Below are 21,482 nucleotides of genomic sequence, written 5' to 3'. Positions count from 1 at the left end.
ACCGGCAGCGCAACGGCGCTCGACGCAACGGCACTGGCTGGCGGCGCCAGTACATCAACGCATTTCGAACGTCAACCCGTTCGGCCGTACCACTCCGAGGGATCGGTCACGTAGACGCCCCGGCCCTGATGGCGGTGCAGCAATCCCCTGGCTTCCAACCTGATGAACGCCGACTTGACCGTGTTGTCGCTGACCTTGTACTGACCACACAACTCAGCAATGGTCGGCAGTTTGCTGCCGGGCTCGCGCTTCCCCGATCTGATCTCGCCTTCGATGATGTCCGCGATACGCATGTAGTCCGGCGTTGCAGATGGCATGGACGTGTCTCCCCTTGCGTGGCAGCACAATCCGACCACGTGCAACTGGCGATCACAAGCAGGTGCGGCGCTCCTGTTGACTTAGCCTCCTAAGCCACCTAAGTTCGCCTTGAGCCTCCCCTTGCGTGGCAGCCAGCGGGAGATCACCCCTCACGGGGTTGCTTCAAGGTGCAGACACCCGGCGGGGAGCCGTGCGCCAGAGCCGTCTCCTCGCTGGGTCACCTCTCTCCCGCACCGGGATGGAGATTTCCAGTTGCTGAGCGAAGTGCACGTCATCGAGGCAGCCGAGGCGGGCGTTCGGCATCGCCTACCCAACTCGAGAAAGCCCGGGATCCAGTTCCACATGCCGGAGGACGTGCGATGCCAAGCCCGTACATCGAGCGGTACCGCACCGGGGTTCGTCGCAGGCACCAGCGGAGGTGGTCATGGAGGAGGCTGCGCCGGATGTGCGGGTGCGGCGAGCGATGGCCCTGGGGCGTGCTGCGCGCGCTCATTACCGACGCACCGGGCCACTGGCCGGCATGAACCTCCACGCACCGGTACGGCCGGATTGGACGTGCGCTGGCTGCGGCGGACACTGGCCCTGCCATACGCGTCGTTCCCAACTGCTCGCCGAGTTCGACGGCGCGCCCGCGTCACTGACGCTACTGATGGGTGGCCACTTCATCGACGCCGCACAGGACTTGCGGACCGAACCAGCACACCTGTTGTACGAGCGGTTCATGGGATGGCTCCGGCAACAGCCCCGCCCTGACGACGATCAGGAGCCCTAGACGATCGTTCCAGAGTCCAGCGGTCTTGTCCGCAGGGGCAAAGCCCTGGGGGCCAACTTGGTCGCGGGCCGGCTCCCACGCTGGGAACCGGCCCGCGACCTGCGGTGCGCCCGACGCGACTCGATAGCGCTCCGGTCGTACTAATCGCCGCAGCGCCCTTCCTGCTTGCTGTCAGCGATGAGCTTGTCGACACCCTTTGCGTAGTCCGCCATCGAGCTGGCGTCCGGCTGGTACCGCCACCCGCCGTCCTCGTACATCATGTTTGCGGTACCCGCGGCGATGGAACGCTTGTACGCCACCACCGCCGTCGTGTCGTTCTCCAGCCGGGCGTTGGTGATCTCGAACGTCAAGCCCGTCAAGGTCTTGCACTCCGTGTGCAAGCGGGAGTAATCGGATCGGCTGAATGCGGCCTTGCCAGCCTTGGTCCACAAGTCCCACGCACCGGCCCAGTCACCTGCGGCGTACAAGTCGAACTCCCGTTGAGCAGCGGCCTTCGCCGCGTCAACCGTCTTCGGTTCGGCACTTGGCGTGGGACTGGCGGCCGCCGTTGACCTCGTCGCGGTGGCAGCCGGCGTGTCACTGGCCTTGCCACCACAGGCGCCCAGCGCAAACGCAATAGAGACCGCCGTTCCTGCCGCAACAGCTCGACCGATATGCATGGAGATGCTCCTTCCGGGGTGAAACCCCGGGTCTAACTGCTCCATAGCAACGGGGGTAACGGCCCGGATGGCAACCACTTGGTGTACCGGCGCGCTCAGCCATCCGGATCAGCTCTCTCTTATATAGAGGCCTAACGTTTTCCGCCCCTCCCCGTTGCACTGAGGCGGCCCCTTGAGAAGGCCGACTACCGGGGGCCATGAGCGGCCGATCCGGCGACGGGCCGATTCCCCACGCTGATCTACGGGTCCGAAGGGCGCCATGGTCGGTGTGATCCGGCCGCCCCGGCTGAGTCACCTGAATTAGTCGGCGCCCCGGGTATAGGCCGCGGTGGTGCGGGTACCGCACTACCGTCGGCCTAGTACCGATGGCGTAGTGAGCCCGGTACCGCCGACGTGGTTCCGCACCGCATGGTCGCACATAGCGCAACCCCAAGCAGTTCCAAGTCAGTACGACGACTTTGTGACCTCGAGGGGGTAGTGGTGCAGGATTCTTCTCCGAAACCGTCGGCCGACGGCGACCCGTGGGTGCCAGATGGTCGGTCGCATCACGCGGCCTGCGAGTATCCGCCGATCAGGCCGCCGCGACGGTCTCGCCGCACCCTGCCCAGCGAACGGCTCAGGCGATAGGAACCGGAGCCGGTCCGCTCGCCCGCTCGCCCGCTCGCCGAGGCCCGCAATCAGGTTGCGGGCCTGCGGAATCACCCACTCCCCTGCCGGATGCTGTCCGCCTCGGTCACGAACAGCACACACAACCGACGCGGCATCACTGTATCGACGCTGAAGAATGGTGGCCGACATGACGTTTGCGGAACGCCTGACCAAGCGGTACGGCGGTGATACCCCCGTCGATGGCGCCTCATCCACCCGTGAGCCGGCCACCGGCACCGGTTTCCGCGGTCCGAACGGCGTCGGCAAGTCCACCACCACGCGCAGGATCCGCGGGCTCGCCGCGGGCTCCCGAACACTCAGGACAGCCCAGGAGGTACCTGACAGCGACACCACCACGCGGAGGGAACAACGGTCGGTCCTGCCGTACCTGCTCGCCGCCCTGCTGTTTGCCGGCTACGCCGCGTTGTCGGTCTCCAGGCATCGTCGGCTGCAGACGTCAGGGTACGACCTGGGCATCTTCGAGCAGGCCGTGCGGGCGTACGCCTGGTTGCGGGCGCCGATCTCACCGCTCAAAGGTCCTGGCTTCAACCTGCTGGGCGACCACTTCCACCCGATCCTGGTGACGCTTGCCCCGATGTACCGGTTGTTCCCCAGTCCCATCACGCTGCAGGTCGCCCAAGCCGCACTGTTGTCCTGCTCCGCAATCCCGGTCACGCGCCTGGCCATCCGCGTTGCCGGTACCGTCCCGGGCTTCGTCATCGGGGCCGGATATGGCCTGTCGTGGGGGCTGCAGAACGCCGCCGGCTTCGATTTCCACGAGATCTGCTTCGCGGTGCCGCTGCTCGCGTTCAGCCTCGAATCGCTCGTACGGGAGCGCTGGCGCGCTGCCGTCGTCTGGGCCGCGCCGCTGGCACTGGTCAAGGAGGATATGCCGATCACAGTCGCCATGATCGGGATCTACCTGGCGCTGCACGGTCGGCGGCGCCTTGGCGCAGCCGTCACCGCGGCCGCGCTCGCCGTCGTCCTGCTGGTGATCATGGTGATCATCCCCGCGCTGAATCCGGGGGGCCATTTTTCGTACCTCAGCTACGCGGCAGGGGCGAGTCAGGATCCCGTCACCCGGTTGCTCACCCCGTCGGTCAAGCTGCATACCCTGCTTCTGGTGCTTGCCCCGAGCGCACTGCTCGCGCTGCGCTCACCAATCATGATCATGGCGCTGCCGACCCTGGCCTGGCGATTCTGGTCGAACAATCCTGACCACTGGAGGACCAACAACCACTACAGCGCGGTGCTGATGCCCGTCGTGTTCGTCGCATTCGTTGATGGTTTGGCCCGACTCCGCAGCCGCCGGCCACATCTCGCCCGTCCGGTCACCGTCGCCGCGGCTACCTCCTGCGCGATGGTGACGGCCACGCTTGCGCCGGGTCTGCCACTGTGGGACCTCACCTCGGTCGCCTGGCGCCCCGACCCGACTGCGACAGCAGCACGCGACGTCCTGCGGCAGATCCCGGATGGTGCGGTGGTCGCCGCAGACAACTGGCTCGCTCCACAGTTGACCAACCGAACCACCGTCTACCTCTTCCCCCAGGAACGGGCGCAGGGAGTACGGCCCGAGTGGATCGTCACCTTTGCCCAGCCGAAGGCTTTCCCGGATCCGAATCTGCAGGCGGCCCGGTTGGCTGACCTCCCCGCAGAGGGGTACACCCTGGTACGCCAGGACGACGGTGTCCTGTTGTTCCGCCGTACCGCCGGCAGCTAGCGCACTTTGGATCAATGGCCATCTGCTGAGCCGGTCCATGAGGATGGTGCGCACGGCGGCACCGGAAGATCAGTCCGGCCGTTAGCGGTCCGGCGTGGCCATCCAGGCGGCGACCTGGGCTCGTGAGGTGAAGCCGAGCTTGTTGAGGATATTGCGTACGTGGCTTTCGACGGTGCGTTCGGAGATGAACAGACGTGCGCCGATCTGCTTGTTGCTCAGACCGTCAGCGACCAACCGCGCGACGTCGGTTTCGCGCTGGCCGAGGATGCCCACGCTGGAACGGCCTGGGGCTGCGGCGGCGGGCGGAGGGAGTTCGCGGAGAGCGAGCCGTACCGCGGCGTCCCGACTCAACTGCTGTCCAGCGGTGAACTCCGACCCGAATGTCGCCGGGCCGAGCGCGGCCGTCACCGATGTGGTGGCGTGCGTCAGGGCCGGAGCCATTCCCGCGTTGATGCGGGCGCCCGCTTCGCCGCGCAGGCTCTCCATCGCCCCGAGGAGTTGTGCTGCCAGCCGTGACTCGCGCGAGGCGGCCGCGCAGCAGCCCAGCGCGCCGAGCAGGTGGCATTGGGCCACCCGGTCGTCGAGCTGGTGGGCGATGCGCAGCGCTTCGGTGAACCGCTGCTCGGCCTCGGGAAGGTCGCCGGAGAGCAGCGCGGCGAAGCCCTGGTTCATCAGCATCATGTCGAGGCTGTACAGGTCGCCCGCTTCGCGGCTGAGCCGAGCCCCCTCCCCCGCGGCGGACCTGACGGTGTCGAGGTCACCGTCGAGGAGGCCGTTGAGCGCCGGGGCCTGGTGCAGCATGAGGGTGGTGCCCAGGTCGCCCAGACCGTCGGCGGCGACACGGGCCTGGTCGAGCAACCGTCCGGCGGATCCTCGATCGCCGGCCACGTTCGCGGCGACCGACGCCATGGCCAGCGACTGCGCCAGCACATCCGACTGTCCCGCTGAGCGGGCCGCCACCACAGCGCGGTCGAGCGCCGGCAGGGCCGCCGCCGGGTCGTTCTGCAACACGGCGAGGAACCCACGGACGAAGTACGCCCACGCGTGCGCGACCGGCTCCGCATCGCGGGCGAGTAGCTCGTCGAGCCACCGCACCCCCTCGGTCGTAGCGCGGGTGACCCAGTACCAGATCAGGCAGGTAGCGAGGTCGACCCCGCGCCGGGAGTCGTTCCGGTCGGCACAGCTGTGCAGGACAGCTCGGACATTGTCGATCTCCAGTTCCGCCCAGGCCAGCCAGTCGAGCAGCCGGAAACGCCCCTCTGCCGCGAACTGCCGACACCGCGCCAGGTAGTAGTCGGCGCAGCGCTCCTCGACGACTTCTTCCTCGCCCACCTCGCGCAGTTTGTGTCGGGCGTACTCACGCATCGTCTCGTGCAGCCGGTAGCAGGCGGTGCCGGCGGCGTCCTCCCTGGTCACCAGCGACTTGTCCAGCAACGACGACAACAGGTCGAGCGCACGTGCCGCCGGCGGGTCGTCGCCACAGCACACCGCTTCGACGTCGTCGAGGGTGAAACGACCGGCGAACACGCCCAACCGCGCCAGCAGCGTCCGCTCGGCCGGCGCCAGCAGGTCGTAGCTCCACTCGATCGTGGTGCGCAACGTCTGATGGCGCGGCAACGCAGCCCGGCTGCCGCTGGTGAGCAGGTCGAACCGGCCGCTCAGCCGGTCGCGGATCTGCTCGGGGCTCAGCGCCCGCGTGCGCACCGCCGCCAGCTCGATCGCCAGGGGCAACCCGTCGAGCCGGCGACACACGTCGACGACCGCCGCCTGGTTACCGGCGGTCAGCTCGAAGCTGCCCGATGCCGCCGCGGCCCGCTCGACGAAGAGCGTGACCGCCTCGTTCTGGCGCAGCTGGGCGAGGGACTCGTCGGCGCGCGGTGACGGGAGCTGGAGTGGAGGAACGGGCAGCACGTGCTCACCGGCCACCGACAGCGGCTCCCGGCTGGTCGCGATCACGCGTACCCCCGGCGCCGCCTTGATGACATCGGTGACGAGTCGGGCGGCCGCGTCGAGCAGGTGCTCACAGTTGTCGACGACCAGCAGCAACTGCTTGTCCTTCAGGTAGGACCGCAGCAGGGCCACCGGCTCGGTCGCGGCCTGGTCGCGCAGGCCGAGGGCGGCCATGACGGCGTGGCCGACGAGCGCCGGATCCGCCAGTTCGGCGAGCTCGACCAGAAATGCACCGTCGCCGAACCCACGCCGGAGGTCGGTCGCGACGCGGACCGCCAGGCGCGTCTTGCCCACCCCACCCGGCCCGACCAGGCTGACCAGCCGCGCGGCGGTCAGCTTCTTGCGGGCCTCGGACAGCTCATGGCGGCGGCCGACGAAACTCGTCGCCTCGGCGGGCAGGTTGCCCGATCGGTCGGTGGGCTTGGGCACCGACCGACCGTACAACGGTCGTGATCTTCACGACGCCCAACACTCAGTACCCGCTCAGTGGTTGCACTGATGGCGGCGCGCCGCGCGCTCCCTAGATTTTGATCATGAATTCGGAGCATCCCACCTGGCGCGTGGAGGTCGGCTTTGTCGGCACACCCCCCGCGCGGCAGATCGAAACGGCGTCCGGCGTCAGCGCCGTCGAGACCGCCGGTCCGGTCGTGCGCTGCCTCGTCACCGGCAGCTTCCAACCGTTCCTCGAGGCACTACGCGGCCACGAGGTCATCACCCTGCAGTCGACACCGACCGTCGAACCATCGTCATCCCCGCGTGTTGAGGGCGGTCGGTGATGAACCCTGTTGCGGGCGCCTCACCGCGCCGGCTGGCCAGGATCGCCGGCCTGCTCTACCTCATCAACATCGTCGGGGGCGCCTTCGCCATCACCGTTGTTCCCGCCATGCTGGTCACGTCCGATCCGGCGGCCACGGCGCACAACATCGCGACCCACGAACTGCTCTACCGTTCCGGCCTCGCCGCCCACGTCGTGGTCACCGTGACCAATGTCGGCCTGGCGATCATCTTCTACGACCTGCTCAAGGTGGTGAACCGACGGATCGCCCAGCTGGACGTCTTCTTCATCCTGGTCGGCACCGCCATCGAGGCCGCCGGCCTGGTCAACCAGTTCATTCCCTTGGTCCTGCTGAGCGGCGGACCGTACGACAAGGCGCTTCCGGCGGCACCGCTGCAGGCGCTGGCGTACCTGCCCGGCGACCTGTCGGGTATCGACTACACCGTCCACACGGTGTTCTTCGGCTTCGACCTCCTCTGCATGGGCTATCTGCTCCTCCGGTCGAGGTTCCTGCCCACGACGATCGGTGTCCTGCTGGCGATCGACGGCTTCGCCTACCTGATCTACAGCTTCGCCGACATCCTGGCACCGGGGTTTGCCGCCGAGCTGGTCCCCTGGATCCAGCTACCCGCGCTCCTCGGTGAAGGATCGCTGTGCCTGTGGCTGCTCGTGGCCGGCGTGAACACCGAGCGATGGAAGCAGCAGACGGTCAACCCCTGATGACGACCTCAAGCTGAGCGAAGACGCTGCGGGCATCCTCGCCCACCAGAGCGACCATGCGTGCGCCGTGGTTGCGTACGGCTGCGATCTCCAGGCGATGTTCCTGAATGTGGTGGTCGCGGGTCAGCATGAGCCACGGCGGTCGTAACGGCACGGCAGTCCGGATGTTGTCAGATGCCCAATCGGGTCTTCACCCGCTTCATGGACTGAATCCCGGCGAGGACGCCGCCGACGGCAACGATGAGTACCAGCCAGGTCCGTGCGTGCAGGTCGATGGCGCTGACGATCACGAAGCCGTCGAAGAGAGAGATCAGCATGAATCCGATGTCATCGACGTACCCCGACCGCCAGCCTCGGTCTTGCCGGCGTAACCGGATACCGGCGTAGGCCCTGCTGGGTGCCCGACTGCTGGACCGTGACAGCCGCCGAGTCGAGGTCACGCCGGCAGGACGGCGGCTGGTCCCACACGCCCGCGCGGTCATCGACGCCGTTGACGCTGCGGCGACCGCAATCAGGCCCAGACTGGACAGATGGACGCTGGTGACGTCGCCGGAAGGCACGGCAGCACGCGACATGGGAACTCCTTCTCGTAGCCGGCGATGACCGACTCGTCTTCGTGTGGAAGTCATAACGATCGTCGGCGCGGGGCGGCGGCCAGGTCCATGTGCCCGTGCCTCACGAGCGCCCCAGCATTTGTGCGAGAACGCCAAAGGGACGACGAGCCGGAGACCGTGCGCCAGCCGGCCAGAGGCTGACCACAACCGCGCCGGCTGCGACAAGTGCGCTCCGTTCTCGCCTGGACGTCGGACGAGGACGCGCTTCGGTGGTTGGTGGACGCGGCGGAGGCACGGACGAAGGCCGTGGTCGACACTGAGCGCAAAGGCGCGCGCCAGCTCGGCGATGCGGAGCGGATGGCGGATACCGCTGGCAGGGACACGTGACTGGCCGTTGCGCCAGGCAATACCTACCAGTACTATGCATCGTACTTCTAGGGGTACGAGCGGGGTGAGGTCCGTGAAGGTCGCTAAGGATTTGGTGGCCGCCTCGGCGACACCGATGGTGCTCGGCATCCTGGCTGAGGACGCGAGCTACGGCTATGCCATCCTCAGGCGGATCAACGAGCTGTCCGGTGGCGAGCTGGACTGGACCGAGGGCCTGCTGTACCCGCTACTGCACCGGCTTGAGCGCCTCGGTTATGTGGAGTCGAGCTGGCAGTCGGTTACGGGCGAGCGGCGGCGCAAGTACTACCGCATCACCGAAAAGGGCCTGGCTGAGCTGGCCGAGCAGCGCCGCCAGTGGGACACGGTGGTGGACGCGCTCAAGGAGATCTGGCTCGGCCTCGGCGACCGCGGGCCGCTGACCGCGATCCCGCTGGAGGGCGGGGCATGACGGCGCGGGAGGACCAGGACGAGCTGGAGGCGCAGTTCGCGCAGTGGCGTCAGTACGTGCAGCGCCGCCGGGAACTGCTGCCGTCCGACGCCGACGAGCTCGAAGACCATCTCCGTGGTTCGGTCGACGAGCTCGTCGCGGCCGGCCTGAGCCCGGATGAGGCGTTCCTGGTCGCGGTCAAGCGGATGGGCAGCCTCGACGAGCTGTCTCGCGAGTTCGCCCGGGAGCATTCGGAACGGCTCTGGAAGCAGCTGGTGCTGACCGGCGAGACCGGCAGCCCGGTCGCGGACACGCGGTCGCGGCGGGACTTGTGGGCCATGGTCATCTGCGCGGCGGGCGCGGTGGCGTCCGTCAAGGCACCGGCACTGTTCGGGCTGAGCTTCGAGGACGACAGCTCGTTCTACGCGCGGAACTTCACCCTGTTCGCGCTGCCCTGGCTGGCGGCGTTCCTGGCCTGGCGTCGTCAGGCCCGACGCCCGCTGATCGGGATACTGGTGGCGCTGTTCGCTCTCGGCGCCGTGGCGGCCAACGCCTACCCCCTGGCGGACAAGTCGCAGTCCGTGGTCGTCACCAGCATCCACCTCCCCATCGCCCTGTGGCTCGTGGTGGGTCTGGCCTATGTCGCCGACGACTGGCGCTCGCCCCGTCGACGCATGGACTTTATTCGCTTCACCGGCGAGTGGTTCATCTACTTCGTACTCATGGCCCTCGGCGGCGGCGTACTCTCCGCGTTCCTGTTCAACACCTTCAAGGCCATCGGGATCGTCCCGGAGGGGTTCATCTCGCATTGGCTCCTTCCCTGCGGCGCCACGGCCGCGGTCGTCGTAGCCGGGTGGCTCGTCGAGGCCAAGCAGAGTGTCGTCGAGAACATCGCGCCGGTCCTCACGCGGCTGTTCACCCCGCTCTTCACGGCCGCCCTCCTCGCCTTCCTCGTCGCCGTCGTCTGGACCAGCCACGGCATCGACGTCGAGCGCGAAGCGCTGATCCTGTTCGACCTCCTGCTGGTCGTGGTGCTGGGGCTGCTGCTCTACTCGCTCTCGGCCCGCGATCCGCTGGCCCCACCCGGCCTGTTCGACAAGCTCCAGCTCGCGCTCGTGGTAAGCGCGTTGGCCATCGACGTGCTGGTGCTGCTGGAGATCGCCGGGCGCATCACCGACGAATACGGCAGTACGCCAAACAGGGCGGCCGCGCTCGGCGAGAACGTCATCCTGCTGGTCAACCTCGCGTGGTCGGCGTGGCTCCTGCTGACCTTCATCCGTCGACGCACGCCGTTCGCGGCGCTCGAACGTTGGCAGACCGGCTACCTGCCGGTATACGCCGCGTGGGCCTGGATCGTGGTCCTCGTCTTTCCTCCGTTGTTCAGCTACGCCTGACCGAGAAGGTCCACCCCAACGACATCAATGTCGCCCGCTCGCCCGGCGGTGTGACGGGCCTGTCGCAACGCTCGCGTGCCAAGCACGCGCCTTCGGCCAGTCGTGCTCGGGGAGCGCAGATGGTCCTCCGCTGGCGTCTCCATCGGCACGAGAGCACGCCATGCGGCTACTTGCACCTACTCAATGATCGCCGCAGCCGACGGCCGGAAGCGATCGCCGACCCTCGCCTCGCAAGGATCAAGACGACTGTCCGCCGGTGTCCGGCCACGGATCCTCCGCAAAACCCGTTGGCGAACCACGGCGACCACTGCTACGTTTCCGGAGGCTGTGCCAGAGAACGAGGAGGTGGTACCCGTGAACGCAGTATCGACATGGGTGCTCCCCTCTGGGGTCACGGTCGGACGATAGGTCGTCCGGGAGCGCCGTTCACGAGCACTCCCGAAAGGCACGACCATGCGATTCACTTCCGAACAGCGCCTCGACGACGGCGTCCTCGAACGCGAATTCACCCTCGGCGAGATCCCCGGCACCCTGTGGACGCCTGCATCCGCACCGGCTCCGCTGATCCTGATGGCCCACAACAACGGCCTGCCCAAGGGGGAATCCCGGCTGGTGGCCCGGGCCCGGCAGTCCGCGGCGTACGGCTACGCGGTAGCCGCCATCGACGCCCCGGGGTGCGGTGACCGCCCCCGTTCCGCCGCCGACGAGCAGGCCCGCGCCGACCTCCGCCGGGCGATGCAGGCCGGCGAGCCGGTCGACGAGATCTTCGAGTCCTTCATCGCCCCGCTGGTCGAAAATGCGGTCCCGGAATGGCGGACCACCCTGGACGCCCTCCTTTCGCTGCCCGAGATCGGCGGCCCGGTCGGGTACTCGGGGTGGACCGCCGTCGGCATTCGGCTGGCGGTGGTCGAGCCGCGCATCGCGGCCGCCGGCTTCTTCGCCGGGGGTTACGTGCCCCGCGCGCAGCGTGAGGAGGCCCGGCAGGTCACCATTCCGCTGCTGTTCCTGCTGCAGTGGGACGACGAAGGGAACCCCCGGCAACGGGCCCTGGACCTGTTCGACGCCTTCGGCAGCAAGGAGAAGACGCTGCACGCCAACCTGGGCGGGCACACCGGTACCCCGTGGTTCGAGGTGGAGGACGGGAACCGGTTCTTCGCCCGGCACCTGAAGTGAGGCCCGGCCGTCAGGCCAGCAGCAGACGATAGGAGCTGCCGGCCAGGATGCCGCTCATCGAGGAGAGGTCCCGGCCCTCCTCGATGGCGGTGGCAGCAAATGCACAACCGCCCCGATCGCAGCGGTACCGGCCATCGGCAGGACCGGCCGGTCGGGGCGGCGCGTCTCCGGATTGACGTCACGGCCCAGGGACGGTCCGGGCCTCGCGCGGTCTCGGAGGAGGCCGACCAATGACCGGTGGCGACGGCCGACCCGTCACGCCAGGATGGCCAGTCCCAGTCGACGCCGCTGATGTTCGCGAGGTATTGGGGCCGGCCATCGCGAGCAGGTCGTCACCGACGTAGAGCTGGTGCGTCGGGCGGGGCCACTCCCATGCCGCGCCCCCGAAGGGGAGCCAGGCGGCCAGCGCCGCACCCTACGGGCGCCTGTTCGGCCAGTGGGCGTACAGCAGCAGCCAACCGACGACCGCGCCGACGAACATCACGCCGCCGGTCATCCACAGCAGCCCCCACACGAGGTCCATATCCACGCCACCAGCGTAGGTGCCCCACGCTGGCCGAACCGCCCCATCAACGATCAAGGAGAACCGATGCCAGCACCGCCGCTGATCTCGATCCGCCTGATTGGCGATCCGAACATCGTCCGCCTCGTCACGACACGATCCCGAAGCTCTTCTCCCCGCACTGCATCATCCGCGTCAGCCGCCACCGGGTCCGTCGCGCCGATCAGGTCCGGGCGTACATCACCGTCAGGAGGAAGGAGGAAGGTTGACCACCACCGCGATCAGCCGCAAATGGCACAGCCCGGCCGAGGTCGCCGAGATGCTCGGATACGGCCTGTCCAAGACGAAGATGCGCATTGCCACCGGCGAGATCCGCTCGCTCAAGGACGGCAAGTACCGGCGGAGTCCGTGCCGCATCCTGCTGCCCTCGACGCAGCAGCAGCGCGGAGCCTTCCCCGTTGGCCCGAACGCGGCCGGTCATGCCGCCTCCTCGGTCCGGCGACGCACGTACTCGTCGACCCACTCCGACAGCGCCCGGCAGGCCGAGGAACGGCTCGCGGCCGGCGAGGCGTGGCAGGACCACGGGCTGATCTTCCCGAGCGAGGTCGGCACCCGCTGGACCCGGACAACTTCTCCCACCGACTCTCCGCGCTGTGCCGGCGCGCCGGGCTCGGCCACTGGCACCCGCACGAGCTGCGCCACTCCGGCGCGTCGCTGATGCTCGCCCAGGGCACCCCGCTGCACGTCGTTTCGGAGGTGCTCGGCCACACCTCGATCGCGATCATCAAGGACGTGTACGGACCACCTGATGGAGGGCGACCGGCGATCGGCTGCGGAGGCCATGAGCCGCGCCCTGTTCGGCGGGTGAGATCCCCGGTGGCTCCCAGCGTGGCTCCCAAACCCGGTGCCGACCCGATTTCGGCGCCAATGGAAAAGCCCCCGACCTCGCCGTTGTGGCTGGTCGGGGGCTCTTCCCTGACTGGCGCGCCCGAAGGGACTCGAACCCCTAACCTTCTGATCCGTAGCTACTCGCAGCAAGATCAGATGGGGTCGAATACGAGGTCAGCGGTCTCGTTCCGGCCTCGCTCGGTCGACACTGGCTGCTGGCGTTGCTGTACTTGGCTGCTGTACCGCGCCCCTCAGGGACCCACGATCTCGCGAGCCAGAAGACGAAGTCGATCGACCACGCCTGCTCGATCGGCCCAACCGCTCGACTCCCACTGCTCCAAGGCGAAGAACAGATCAACCTCGCGACCCTGGAGCGGTCGCTCCTGCACCAACTTCTCCGTCGCCGCCCGGAAGGCATACGTGAGGTCGACAACCGATAGGTCGCCCCTGAGGAACGCCTGCGCCGGACTCGTCTGCGGTTGTCCGGTGCGGTTGATGTCAGCAGTAGATGTCAGAACAGGAACTCTTGACCTCAAGCTTGGTTGAGCTCCTACGGTCGGCACAGCCCATCAAACGATCACCCGAACCAGGATGGATGTGCCGATGCCCGCTATTCCTGACCGCTACCGCTACGCCGTCGTCCCGCACATCGCGGTCGACGGAGCCGCCAACGCGATCGGCTTCTACACAACCGCGTTCGGCGCCGAGGAGCTCACGCGCATTGCGCGCCCCGACGGGCGGATCCTGCACGCCGAGATTCGGATCCGCGACTCGGTCCTCATGCTCGGTGATGCCGAGGGCGATTTTGTCTCTCCGTCCATGGTCGGTGGCACGACGGTCGGGCTGCACGTGTACGTCGAGGACGTCGACGCACTGCACCGCCAGGCAGTCGCCGCCGGGGCGGAGTCCCTCCAGCCACCTACCGACATGTTCTACGGCGATCGGACGATCATACTGAAGGACCCCTTCGGGCACGTCTGGGTCTTCCTGAGCCACATCGAGGACTTGTCACTGAAGGAGATCACCCGTAGAGGTGAGGACCTACTGAATGCCTAACCGGCCCACGGAGGGCACCACTGCCGCCCCGGACGCTCGCCCCTGACCCAGCACCCGGCCTGAGGAGTCATCCCGTCGCCTGTGCTGCGCAATGCCGGGCCGGCGCCCGGGTGTCAAACACGTTCCATCGTTTGACGCCTGTCCGGTCCCGGTACCTGCTTTACACGGCGGCCTCAGCTCCTGGTTGACACGCCCGTTCCTTGTTGCGATGCGTGTGCACGGTGCTGCGCGTAGAAAGGGGTCGGAACGAGTGTTGAGAGGGTGAAGCGTGCAGGAGTAAAGCTGCCACCGGCAGCTAGCGCAATCCTTCTTACAGAAGCCGTATTCTCTCGAATTTCCCTTCGCTAACCTCTACGAAGATCTCGGCACCTCGACCAACTGCATCAACGACGAGGGCATACACCTGAATTGCCCTATTTATCGCATCGGTCTTGGAATCCCCCGTAATTGCACAAACTCGTTCGAGTGCCTTTAGAGAGTGGCCAGTAAGGTTCACGGTAACGCGCACAAGATTGGCACTCTCGCCAGATTTCGCAGCAACTGGCGGAGTAGGTTCCGATTTCATCTACGTCCACCTCGTCGCATTTGCCGAGGTCCCGGGTGAATCCTTCTTCTCGGCCGCCCATCAGAAAACCGACCTAAGAAGTAGCCACTTGTTATGCCCAATAATGCAGCAAGGGCAGTTAAGGCGGCACCGAAGGCGCCAAACGAGTCCGGGAGGAGTGGGAGAAATATGCTCACTACTCCGGCCACAAATAGGGCAATGGATCCAATGAGCGGCTTCCAGGCGCCACTTGCAATAATGCGGGCGACTAGATTGATAGCAGTATGCGGGTCTTCGTAGCTAATGAAGACGTTTGCACGCTCGGACGGGTACGCCTCCGTAGGGTCATTTGTAAGGTCCAGTTCCACACGCTCAGCTTCATTGCTTCCGCCGACCATTCTTCACCTTCGCATCGCTCGCCGCCTTGCTCTTCGGCATTGAGTCCTTCGATGACGCCTCCAGGGGACTTACTCTAAGCAGGTTCACCATGCCTCCAATTATGCTCTTGATCGCGTGATTTTGTTCCTCCTTGTCCAGGTTCTGGGTAAGGCGTTCCGCCATGAGAACATAGCTCTGAATCAGGGGTTGCTGGAAGTAGTAGCTTAGCTGCTTCGTCGCTCTTTCCTGGACGGACAGGAATGTCTTCGAGATATACCCACCAGTTATTGATCCCACTGCAGTTAGGAAGGCTGCAGCGTATTTAGTCGATGCGTTCGTGGCAAAGTAGGCGATTAGGATCCCGGTAGCGAGTAACGCTAGCCCAGCCAACATCGCCCCTAAGCTAGCTAGGTAGGAACTGGCGGCCTGCCCTCGCGCAATCGCATCGTAATTGTTCATTTGGTCAAGCGTCGTCGTAAGAAGATCAACGGAATGGACGTCGCCATTTTGTCGCTTTTCGCCACTCGGGCTCCGAAGGTTGCCTTCTACCCTTTCCCTCGTCCGATTCTCGACCTCGCCATAGAACTCCACGCGAGCCTTAATCCGACGAAATTCGCCAACCAGAATTAAGACCACTCCGAACACCATGCCCGCGAGGCACACGCTGACGAGGGGGCGAAGGTACACGTGCAATGTTGTTGCAATCGGATCGGCAGCAATGAGACCAACGGCGAAGATAGAAGCGAATCCAAGTCCCATAACTGACCAGCGTCGACTTTTCTCCGCTGATGCCCGATATCTTGGCGACGTACTAGGGTCGGCGGCACGATACGTGGGTAGGTGAACTACCGACCGGGAAGTCGGCTCTTCACCGGAGAGGTCCATGGGGTGCGACACGAACCCATGCTGTGTGAAGCAATCAAAATTGGCAACGACAGTCCGAGATCTGACAGTTGCAGATTGGCGTGAGCCTCCCTGTCGCTGCGATTGCGTCCATCGTGTCCCTGGAAGCAGGAACCGGATCTCCCAGCTAAGGAAGGCTGGCGGACGAACCGATACCACGTGTGTCTGGCGCTAGGGCGCAGGTCTTGAGCAATTAGGAATCGAGGCACCCGTGATTGCCGGACCAACTGCGCGAATCGGCGACCAAACCGAGGAAAATCCAGGGCCAACCCGCTGGATAATTGCCGTCGTATGGCAGTAAAGTACAGCAATTCAACCATGCCGAACCCGACCGTGATGGACTGCGGCAACTCGGCAACCTCCTACAGGACCAATGCGGGCGCCATCACTTCCGCGATGGCGTCCTACCCGCGACTGTATGTACACCCGCGCCAAACGACCATTCGGAGGCAAGGACGGAGTAGAGCCGGGAATCCCGCCAGGCACCGTTGGTGTAGACGTGGTCGCGGATGCGGCCCTCGTACTGCATGCCGAGGTGATCGACAACTGCGATGGATGAAGCATTGTCGGGGCCGATGGCCGCGGAGATCCTGTGCAGGCCCAGCTTCCGAAAGCCGAAGTCGACCAAAGTCCAGGAAGGAGGAAGGTTGACCACCACCGCGATCAACCGCAAGTGGCACAGCCCGGCCGAGGTCGCCGAGATGCTCGGCTATGGCTTGTCCAAGACCAAGATGCTCATCGCCACCGGCGAGATCCGCTCACTCAAGGACGGCAAGTACCGCCGAATCCTGCCGGAATGGGTCGACGAGTACGTCCGCCGCCGTGCCGAGGAGGCGGCATGACCGGCCGCGCGCGGGCCAATGGGGAAGGCTCGATCTTCCCCTACCGCAACGGCTTCGCCGCCTACGTCTGGGTCACCAAGCCCGATGGCAAACGAACTCGCAAGTACGTCTACGGCAAGACCCGCGAGGACGTCCACAACAAGTGGATCAAACTACAGGCCGACGCCCGAAAGGGCCCGGTGGCCACAAAAGTCCCGACCGTCGCGAGCTTCCTCGACTACTGGCTACGCGAGGTGGTCAAGCCGAACCTGGCGCCAGCCACCTACGTCTACTACGAGATGTTCACCCGGCTCTACCTCGTGCCGGGGCTCGGCAGCAAGCGCCTGGACCGGCTCCAGGTCCGCGAGGTTCAAACCTAGATCAACAGTGTTGCCCGGTCCTGCCTGTGCTGTACCCATGGCAAGGACGCTGCCCGACCAGAGAGCCGTCGTCGGTGCTGCGCCCTGGGCCGGTGCTGCAACAAGCAGCCGTCGGCCTCGACCATGAAGGGCATATGGGCCACGCTCCGGGCCGCCCTCGCCCAGGCCGCGACCGAGGAGCTGGTGAGCAAGAACCTCGCCACGCTAATCAAGCTGCCGAAGGGCCGAAAACGGGCCGGAAAGCGGTGGGAGAGCGAGGAAGCACGCTGGTTCCTGGAAGCGGTCCGCCGCGGCGGTGATCCCCTCTACGCCGCGTACGTGCTGATCCTCGTGCTCGGGCTCCGCAAGGGCGAGGTCCTGGGCCTCGGCTGGGACGACCTCGACCTCGACGCCGGCACACTGACGGTCAACTGGCAGCTGCAACGCATCGGCGGGGAACTGGTCCGACGCAAGACCAAGACCGAAGAGTCGGACGCCACCCTCCCGCTCCCCGCACTATGTATCTCCGCGCTGCGGCTGCGGCGGGCCCAGCAGGAGGCGGCACGGGCCGCGGCCGGGGACGAGTGGTGGAACGACGACGACCTGGTCTTCACCGCCCGCCACGGCACCCCGATCGAGCCGCGCAACTTCAACCGCGCCTTCGACGCCTGGGTACGACGGGCTGAAGTACCGCGCATAACCGTTCACGACGCCCGGCGCACCTGCGGGTCGCTTCTTGTCGACCTGGACGTACACCCTCGGGTGGTGATGCAGATCCTCCGGCACGCGCAGTTCTCGATCACGATGGAGATCTACGCCAAGGCCAGCTCCAAGGCGACCCGGGACGCGCTCAAGCGGCTCGGCGAGAGCTTGGACGGATCATGAGCGTTGCTGTACTTCGCTGCTGTACGGGATGGCAAAGGGGCCACCTCGACCACCCGAGATGGCCCCTCACCTGTGGCGCGCCCGAAGGGACTCGAACCCCTAACCTTCTGATCCGTAGTCAGATGCTCTATCCGTTGAGCTACGGGCGCTTGCTGCTCGGCCAGTGTACACATACCGGCCGAAGCGCGGAGGCTCCGGGATTCGAACCCGGGATGGGCTTTAAGACCCAAACCGCATTAGCAGTGCGGCGCCATAGACCAGACTAGGCGAAGCCTCCATGGCGACCACGCGGGCCACCGCCGAACGAGGATACAGGCAAAGTGCCTGGCCGGGCAAAGCGGGTATCACTTCGGCACGTCGTTCGCGCTCAGCCGCCCAGCGGACCCACGTCGCGGCGGTGATGTGGCCTTCATAACACTTTGTTCCGAGCCCCTGAGGCACGCCTCGGAGAGGGCCACGGGCGAGGGGCCGCCATCATCGAAACGCGATCGCTCTTGGTAGCCCACGCGGCGGCGGTCGGCACTAATCTCGGACCATGGAGGACGACAAAGAGCCGGCGACCCCCCGTAAGCCCGCCGCCGAGGCGAAGCCGAACGACGTGTCCGACTCGTCCGCGGCAGCCGGGCCGACGGGTGGCGATGCCAGCAGGCGGCCCCGAGCAGCCAGGATCCCACCGGCGACCTTCGTCCCGCCGGTCGCGCCTCCGCAGGGCGCCGACGCGCCGGCGGCATCCGCCGAGCCCCCGCGTAAGCGGCCGGCCAAGACTGGGAACGTGACGGCCAAGGCCGGGAACGTGACGGCCGCCGGCAGCCCACAGGCCAAGACGCCGACCAGGAAAACGGCCCGGAAGGCCGCGAAGAAGGCGGCGGGAGCAGCGCCCACCGAGGCGACACCGGCCACCAGTCTGGCACCGCCGGCCACGACCCCGACACCGCCGACCGCAGGCGCGCCGTCGCCGCAGGCCCAGCCGGCGGCCGACGAGGCGGGCCCGGCCGCTCCCCAGCCGGAAGCAGCCGCCAAACCTGTGAAGAAGGCCACGAAGGCTGCAACCAAGGCAGCCGCGAAGGCCACCCCACCGACGGCGACCACACCGGCAGAGAAAACCCAGCCGGCAGTGAAAACCCAGGCGACGGAGAAGGCCGAGCCGCCCCGGCCCGTCCCGAGGCCACCCGCGCCGCTGTGGTCGGCACCACCCTCGCCGACACGGCTGTGGTCGACGATCAAGGCGACCCCCGGGTACGCGGCGGAACTGCTCGCCCTGGCCGCGGTCGAGCACCTCGGCCCGCAGTCACGGACGCACCTGGCCTGGCTCCGCGACACCTACCCGACGGCCACGATCAACGGCCTGGCCCGGATCGCGGCGTCCCAGGGCGTACGCCAGGCCCGTACGCAGGGTGCGGTGGCGGGGCTGCTCGGGCCGGTGGCCGTACTCGCGCAGACCGCGGCCCTCCTGTGGACCCAGGCGCGGATGGCGCTCGACATCGCCGCGGCGTACGGGCGGGACCCGGCGGATCCGGAGCGCGCGGTCGAACTGCTGATGCTCCAGGGCGTACACCCGGACCTTGCTACGGCCCGCGAGGCGGTCGCGACGGCCCGCGAGACGGCCGCCCGCACGGCGGGTGACGCGGGCAACCCTGCGCCCCAGGTGACCCTGCCGGTGGCCCGGGTCGCGGGGCGCGCCCTGCTGCGGACGCTCATCGCACGCCGAGCGTCCCGGCTCGTGCCCGGTGCCGGCGCGGTGCTCACGGCCGTCCTGGACGCCCGCGCCTCCGAACAGTTGGCCGCTCGGGCGATGAAGTTCTACGGACGGTCAGCGCAGGAACGGTAGCCGGTTGCCGAGGAGGGCGTACCCGACGAAGGAGACCACGTCGAGGATCGTGTGGGCCACGATGAGCGGCGCGACCCGTCGCGTCCGCCGGAAGAACAGCGCGAAGACGACGCCCATCACGGCGTTGCCCACGAAGGCTCCGAACCCCTGGTACAGGTGGTAGGAGCCGCGTAGCAGCGCGCTCGCGGCCACGGCTGCGACGGCCGACCAGCCGAGCTGGCGCAGCCGCGTGAGCAGGTACCCGACGACCACGACCTCCTCGAGCACGGCGTTCTGGGCGGCCGACAGGACGAGCACCGGGATCGCCCACCACGCGGACGGCAGCGCGGCGGGCACGACGGTCGCGTTGAGCCCGAGGGCCCGCGCGACGAGGTACAGCCCGAGACCCGGGATGCCGATCACGGCGGCGAGCCCGGCGCCCGTACCCAGATCGAACCCCGGCCGACGCAGGTCGATGCCGAGCCGGGCCCGCACGCTCCCCACCGTGTCGGCGTCGCGGCTGAGCAGATGCACCGCCAGCAGCGCGGGTACGACCGCGAAGAAGATGCCGAGCAGTTGGTAGGTGAGGTCGAGCCACGGCCGGCCCGGCGCCTGCGAAGGGTTGAGGGTGGCGTGCTGCTGGCTGAGCGGCTTGCTCGCGGTCAGCTTGGCGATCAGGGAGACCGCCGCGTACACCCCGGACTGGCCCAGCGAGACGCCCAGCACCAGCCACACCTCGGCGCGCAGCACCCGGCGTCGGCCGACCTCCACGGGCTCGCCATGGAGATCGGGTCTACCGGTGGTCGTCGGCTCGGGCATGCGTTATTGAACCTCGGTACGCGCACCCTCGGCGATCCGCGCTGCTTCGGCGGTACGCGCCACGCGGGCGACCTCAGCGGTCCAGTCCGCCTCGGCCATGCGCACCGCCTCCGCCGCCTCGGCCATCCGGGCCGCCGCTCCCACGTTGGCCGGCTGCGGGCGCGGCAGCGGAAGCCGCCGGGCCGGCGTCTCGACCGTCCAGGGCCGGGCCTCCTGGGAGGCGGCGAAGAAGTCACCGCCCTTGCGGCGGGTGTCATCGGTGCCCCAGACGCGCTCGCGCGGCACCTTCGTCATGCGGGGGATGTGCTTGGCGCAGTGGATGTACGCCTCTTCGATCTCCACGAGGACCCACCGCTCCGGGCGGCGCCCGGGGACGTCGTCGACCTCGAGGTCCGGGCACTGCGCTCGCATCTCGGCATCGTCGACGACCGTGGCCCGGCCGTTGACGTGCAGCCCGATGACGTGGCGTACGAAATCGACGAACAGCAGCCCGACGTGCGGGTTCTCGCTGATGTTGCCGAGGCTCGCCAGCACGCCGTTGCCCCGGTACTCCGGCCACGTCAGGAGGTCGTCGTCGAGTACCCGCACGAAGCCGGCGGGTCCGGCACGGAAGGTGTTGTCGCACTCCCCGTTGGCGTCGGAGGTCGCGACGAACATCATCTCCTGCTCGGCGACGAACTCCCGCATGCGCTCGTTCAGATGGTCGAGCACCTGCTGGGAGTAGAACCGGTGAGCCCGCTCGGCGGTGCCGTACCGCTCCTGGAGTAGGTGCTCACCGGCCGAGCCGGGCCAAGTGTTCGTGCGGTCCACAACGCTCCTCTGGTCGGAGTACAGGTTCTCCGGCCGCACGTTTCACATGACCACACGGGGACACCCTTACATAACGAAGGGGAAATTGCATGATCAAAGGTACTTTGTCGCACACGTAGTGCGACGCCAGATTAACGAGTTTGCGCAGGGTAAGTTACGGCACGCACGACACATGACCACACACGTGTGACCAATCACGTGCCATGGCCATAC

The 21,482-nt window shown here is 67.0% G+C and carries 18 protein-coding genes, 3 tRNA genes and 3 pseudogenes; 12 read left to right on the top strand and 12 right to left on the bottom strand.

Annotated elements, in window-relative coordinates; all coding sequences use genetic code 11:
- Nucleotides 1-71: 71 nt before the first annotated feature.
- Nucleotides 72-317, bottom strand: coding sequence for a GntR family transcriptional regulator (locus HC031_RS05295; protein ID WP_167923984.1), 246 nt, complete (start codon nucleotides 315-317; stop codon nucleotides 72-74).
- Nucleotides 318-1,230: 913 nt separating this feature from the next.
- The gene (locus tag HC031_RS05285; protein WP_167923983.1) at nucleotides 1,231-1,749 is read right to left on the bottom strand and encodes a hypothetical protein; all 519 of its coding nucleotides are present in this window, start codon (nucleotides 1,747-1,749) and stop codon (nucleotides 1,231-1,233) included.
- A 796-nt stretch (nucleotides 1,750-2,545) separates the two neighbouring features.
- On the opposite strand from HC031_RS05285, the gene HC031_RS05280 reads away from it, so the two are divergent.
- A complete protein-coding gene (locus tag HC031_RS05280; RefSeq protein ID WP_240942158.1) occupies nucleotides 2,546-4,117 on the top strand; it encodes a DUF2079 domain-containing protein in 1,572 nt (523 codons plus the stop codon).
- Nucleotides 4,118-4,198: 81 nt separating this feature from the next.
- On the opposite strand, the gene HC031_RS05275 is transcribed toward HC031_RS05280, so the two are convergent.
- The gene (locus HC031_RS05275) at nucleotides 4,199-6,496 is read right to left on the bottom strand and encodes a LuxR C-terminal-related transcriptional regulator (protein ID WP_167923982.1); all 2,298 of its coding nucleotides are present in this window, start codon (nucleotides 6,494-6,496) and stop codon (nucleotides 4,199-4,201) included.
- Between the two features lie 104 nt (nucleotides 6,497-6,600).
- Here HC031_RS05275 and HC031_RS05270 point away from each other — a divergent pair, with 104 nt between their 5' ends.
- Together HC031_RS05270 and HC031_RS05265 are read left to right on the top strand one after the other, a co-directional pair.
- Entirely contained in the window at nucleotides 6,601-6,843 is a 243-nt protein-coding gene (locus tag HC031_RS05270; protein WP_167923981.1) for a hypothetical protein, read from the top strand.
- Nucleotides 6,843-7,562 carry a DUF4386 domain-containing protein gene (locus HC031_RS05265; protein ID WP_167923980.1) on the top strand — a complete coding sequence of 240 codons (720 nt, stop codon included), beginning with the start codon at nucleotides 6,843-6,845 and terminating at the stop codon, nucleotides 7,560-7,562. The genes HC031_RS05270 and HC031_RS05265 overlap by 1 nt, the downstream gene beginning before the upstream one ends.
- Here the strand turns inward: HC031_RS05265 and HC031_RS05260 are convergent.
- Complete coding sequence (locus HC031_RS05260; RefSeq protein ID WP_205862234.1) at nucleotides 7,552-7,692, bottom strand: hypothetical protein; 141 nt, start codon at nucleotides 7,690-7,692, stop codon at nucleotides 7,552-7,554. The two genes, HC031_RS05265 and HC031_RS05260, sit on opposite strands and share 11 nt — an antisense overlap.
- A 40-nt stretch (nucleotides 7,693-7,732) precedes the next feature.
- Entirely contained in the window at nucleotides 7,733-7,879 is a 147-nt protein-coding gene (locus HC031_RS05255; RefSeq protein ID WP_167923978.1) for a hypothetical protein, read from the bottom strand.
- 697 nt (nucleotides 7,880-8,576) lie between these two features.
- On the opposite strand from HC031_RS05255, the gene HC031_RS05250 reads away from it, so the two are divergent.
- The 5 genes and pseudogenes from HC031_RS05250 to HC031_RS34690 form a co-directional block, all read left to right on the top strand.
- The gene (locus HC031_RS05250) at nucleotides 8,577-8,951 is read left to right on the top strand and encodes a helix-turn-helix transcriptional regulator (RefSeq protein WP_167923977.1); all 375 of its coding nucleotides are present in this window, start codon (nucleotides 8,577-8,579) and stop codon (nucleotides 8,949-8,951) included.
- Nucleotides 8,948-10,324: a permease prefix domain 1-containing protein gene (locus tag HC031_RS05245; RefSeq protein ID WP_167923976.1), complete on the top strand. Its 1,377-nt coding sequence runs from the start codon at nucleotides 8,948-8,950 to the stop codon at nucleotides 10,322-10,324. Before HC031_RS05250 ends, HC031_RS05245 begins: the two co-directional genes overlap by 4 nt.
- A 453-nt stretch (nucleotides 10,325-10,777) precedes the next feature.
- Complete coding sequence (locus tag HC031_RS05240; RefSeq protein ID WP_167923975.1) at nucleotides 10,778-11,497, top strand: dienelactone hydrolase family protein; 720 nt, start codon at nucleotides 10,778-10,780, stop codon at nucleotides 11,495-11,497.
- A gap of 821 nt (nucleotides 11,498-12,318) precedes the next feature.
- Nucleotides 12,319-12,402: pseudogene (locus tag HC031_RS34695) on the top strand (excisionase family DNA-binding protein); the annotation flags it as partial.
- Between the two features lie 5 nt (nucleotides 12,403-12,407).
- Nucleotides 12,408-12,737: pseudogene (locus HC031_RS34690) on the top strand (tyrosine-type recombinase/integrase); the annotation flags it as partial.
- Between the two features lie 242 nt (nucleotides 12,738-12,979).
- Here the strand turns inward: HC031_RS34690 and HC031_RS05230 are convergent.
- Nucleotides 12,980-13,085 (bottom strand) — tRNA-OTHER (locus HC031_RS05230).
- A 405-nt stretch (nucleotides 13,086-13,490) separates the two neighbouring features.
- On the opposite strand from HC031_RS05230, the gene HC031_RS05225 reads away from it, so the two are divergent.
- The gene (locus HC031_RS05225) at nucleotides 13,491-13,943 is read left to right on the top strand and encodes a VOC family protein (RefSeq protein WP_167923974.1); all 453 of its coding nucleotides are present in this window, start codon (nucleotides 13,491-13,493) and stop codon (nucleotides 13,941-13,943) included.
- 922 nt (nucleotides 13,944-14,865) lie between these two features.
- Here the strand turns inward: HC031_RS05225 and HC031_RS05220 are convergent.
- Both HC031_RS05220 and HC031_RS05215 read right to left on the bottom strand, forming a co-directional pair.
- Nucleotides 14,866-15,624 (bottom strand): TRADD-N-associated membrane domain-containing protein, encoded by a 759-nt coding sequence (locus HC031_RS05220; protein WP_167923973.1) that lies wholly within the window; start codon nucleotides 15,622-15,624, stop codon nucleotides 14,866-14,868.
- A gap of 529 nt (nucleotides 15,625-16,153) precedes the next feature.
- Nucleotides 16,154-16,423: a GNAT family N-acetyltransferase gene (locus tag HC031_RS05215; protein WP_338090488.1), complete on the bottom strand. Its 270-nt coding sequence runs from the start codon at nucleotides 16,421-16,423 to the stop codon at nucleotides 16,154-16,156.
- Here HC031_RS05215 and HC031_RS32875 point away from each other — a divergent pair.
- Together HC031_RS32875 and HC031_RS34255 are read left to right on the top strand one after the other, a co-directional pair.
- Complete coding sequence (locus HC031_RS32875; RefSeq protein ID WP_277349625.1) at nucleotides 16,416-16,610, top strand: excisionase family DNA-binding protein; 195 nt, start codon at nucleotides 16,416-16,418, stop codon at nucleotides 16,608-16,610. The two genes, HC031_RS05215 and HC031_RS32875, sit on opposite strands and share 8 nt — an antisense overlap.
- Nucleotides 16,607-17,833, top strand: a pseudogene (locus HC031_RS34255) (tyrosine-type recombinase/integrase). Before HC031_RS32875 ends, HC031_RS34255 begins: the two are co-directional and overlap by 4 nt.
- Nucleotides 17,834-17,906: 73 nt before the next feature.
- Here HC031_RS34255 and HC031_RS05200 read toward each other — a convergent pair.
- Together HC031_RS05200 and HC031_RS05195 are read right to left on the bottom strand one after the other, a co-directional pair.
- A tRNA-Arg gene (locus tag HC031_RS05200) sits at nucleotides 17,907-17,982 on the bottom strand.
- Nucleotides 17,983-18,019: 37 nt separating this feature from the next.
- A tRNA-Ser gene (locus HC031_RS05195) sits at nucleotides 18,020-18,110 on the bottom strand.
- 258 nt (nucleotides 18,111-18,368) lie between these two features.
- Here HC031_RS05195 and HC031_RS05190 point away from each other — a divergent pair.
- Nucleotides 18,369-19,661 (top strand): EcsC family protein, encoded by a 1,293-nt coding sequence (locus tag HC031_RS05190; RefSeq protein WP_167923971.1) that lies wholly within the window; start codon nucleotides 18,369-18,371, stop codon nucleotides 19,659-19,661.
- Here the strand turns inward: HC031_RS05190 and HC031_RS05185 are convergent.
- Entirely contained in the window at nucleotides 19,644-20,459 is an 816-nt protein-coding gene (locus HC031_RS05185) for a CPBP family intramembrane glutamic endopeptidase (RefSeq protein WP_167923970.1), read from the bottom strand. The genes HC031_RS05190 and HC031_RS05185 overlap by 18 nt on opposite strands.
- A gap of 3 nt (nucleotides 20,460-20,462) precedes the next feature.
- A complete protein-coding gene (locus HC031_RS05180) occupies nucleotides 20,463-21,269 on the bottom strand; it encodes a pyridoxamine 5'-phosphate oxidase family protein (protein WP_338090484.1) in 807 nt (268 codons plus the stop codon).
- Nucleotides 21,270-21,482 lie beyond the last annotated feature (213 nt).

It is taken from the genome of Planosporangium thailandense, from assembly GCF_011947195.1.
GTDB classification, from domain to species: Bacteria; Actinomycetota; Actinomycetes; order Mycobacteriales; family Micromonosporaceae; genus Planosporangium; species Planosporangium thailandense.
This window is presented reverse-complemented; position numbering and strand designations above follow the sequence as displayed.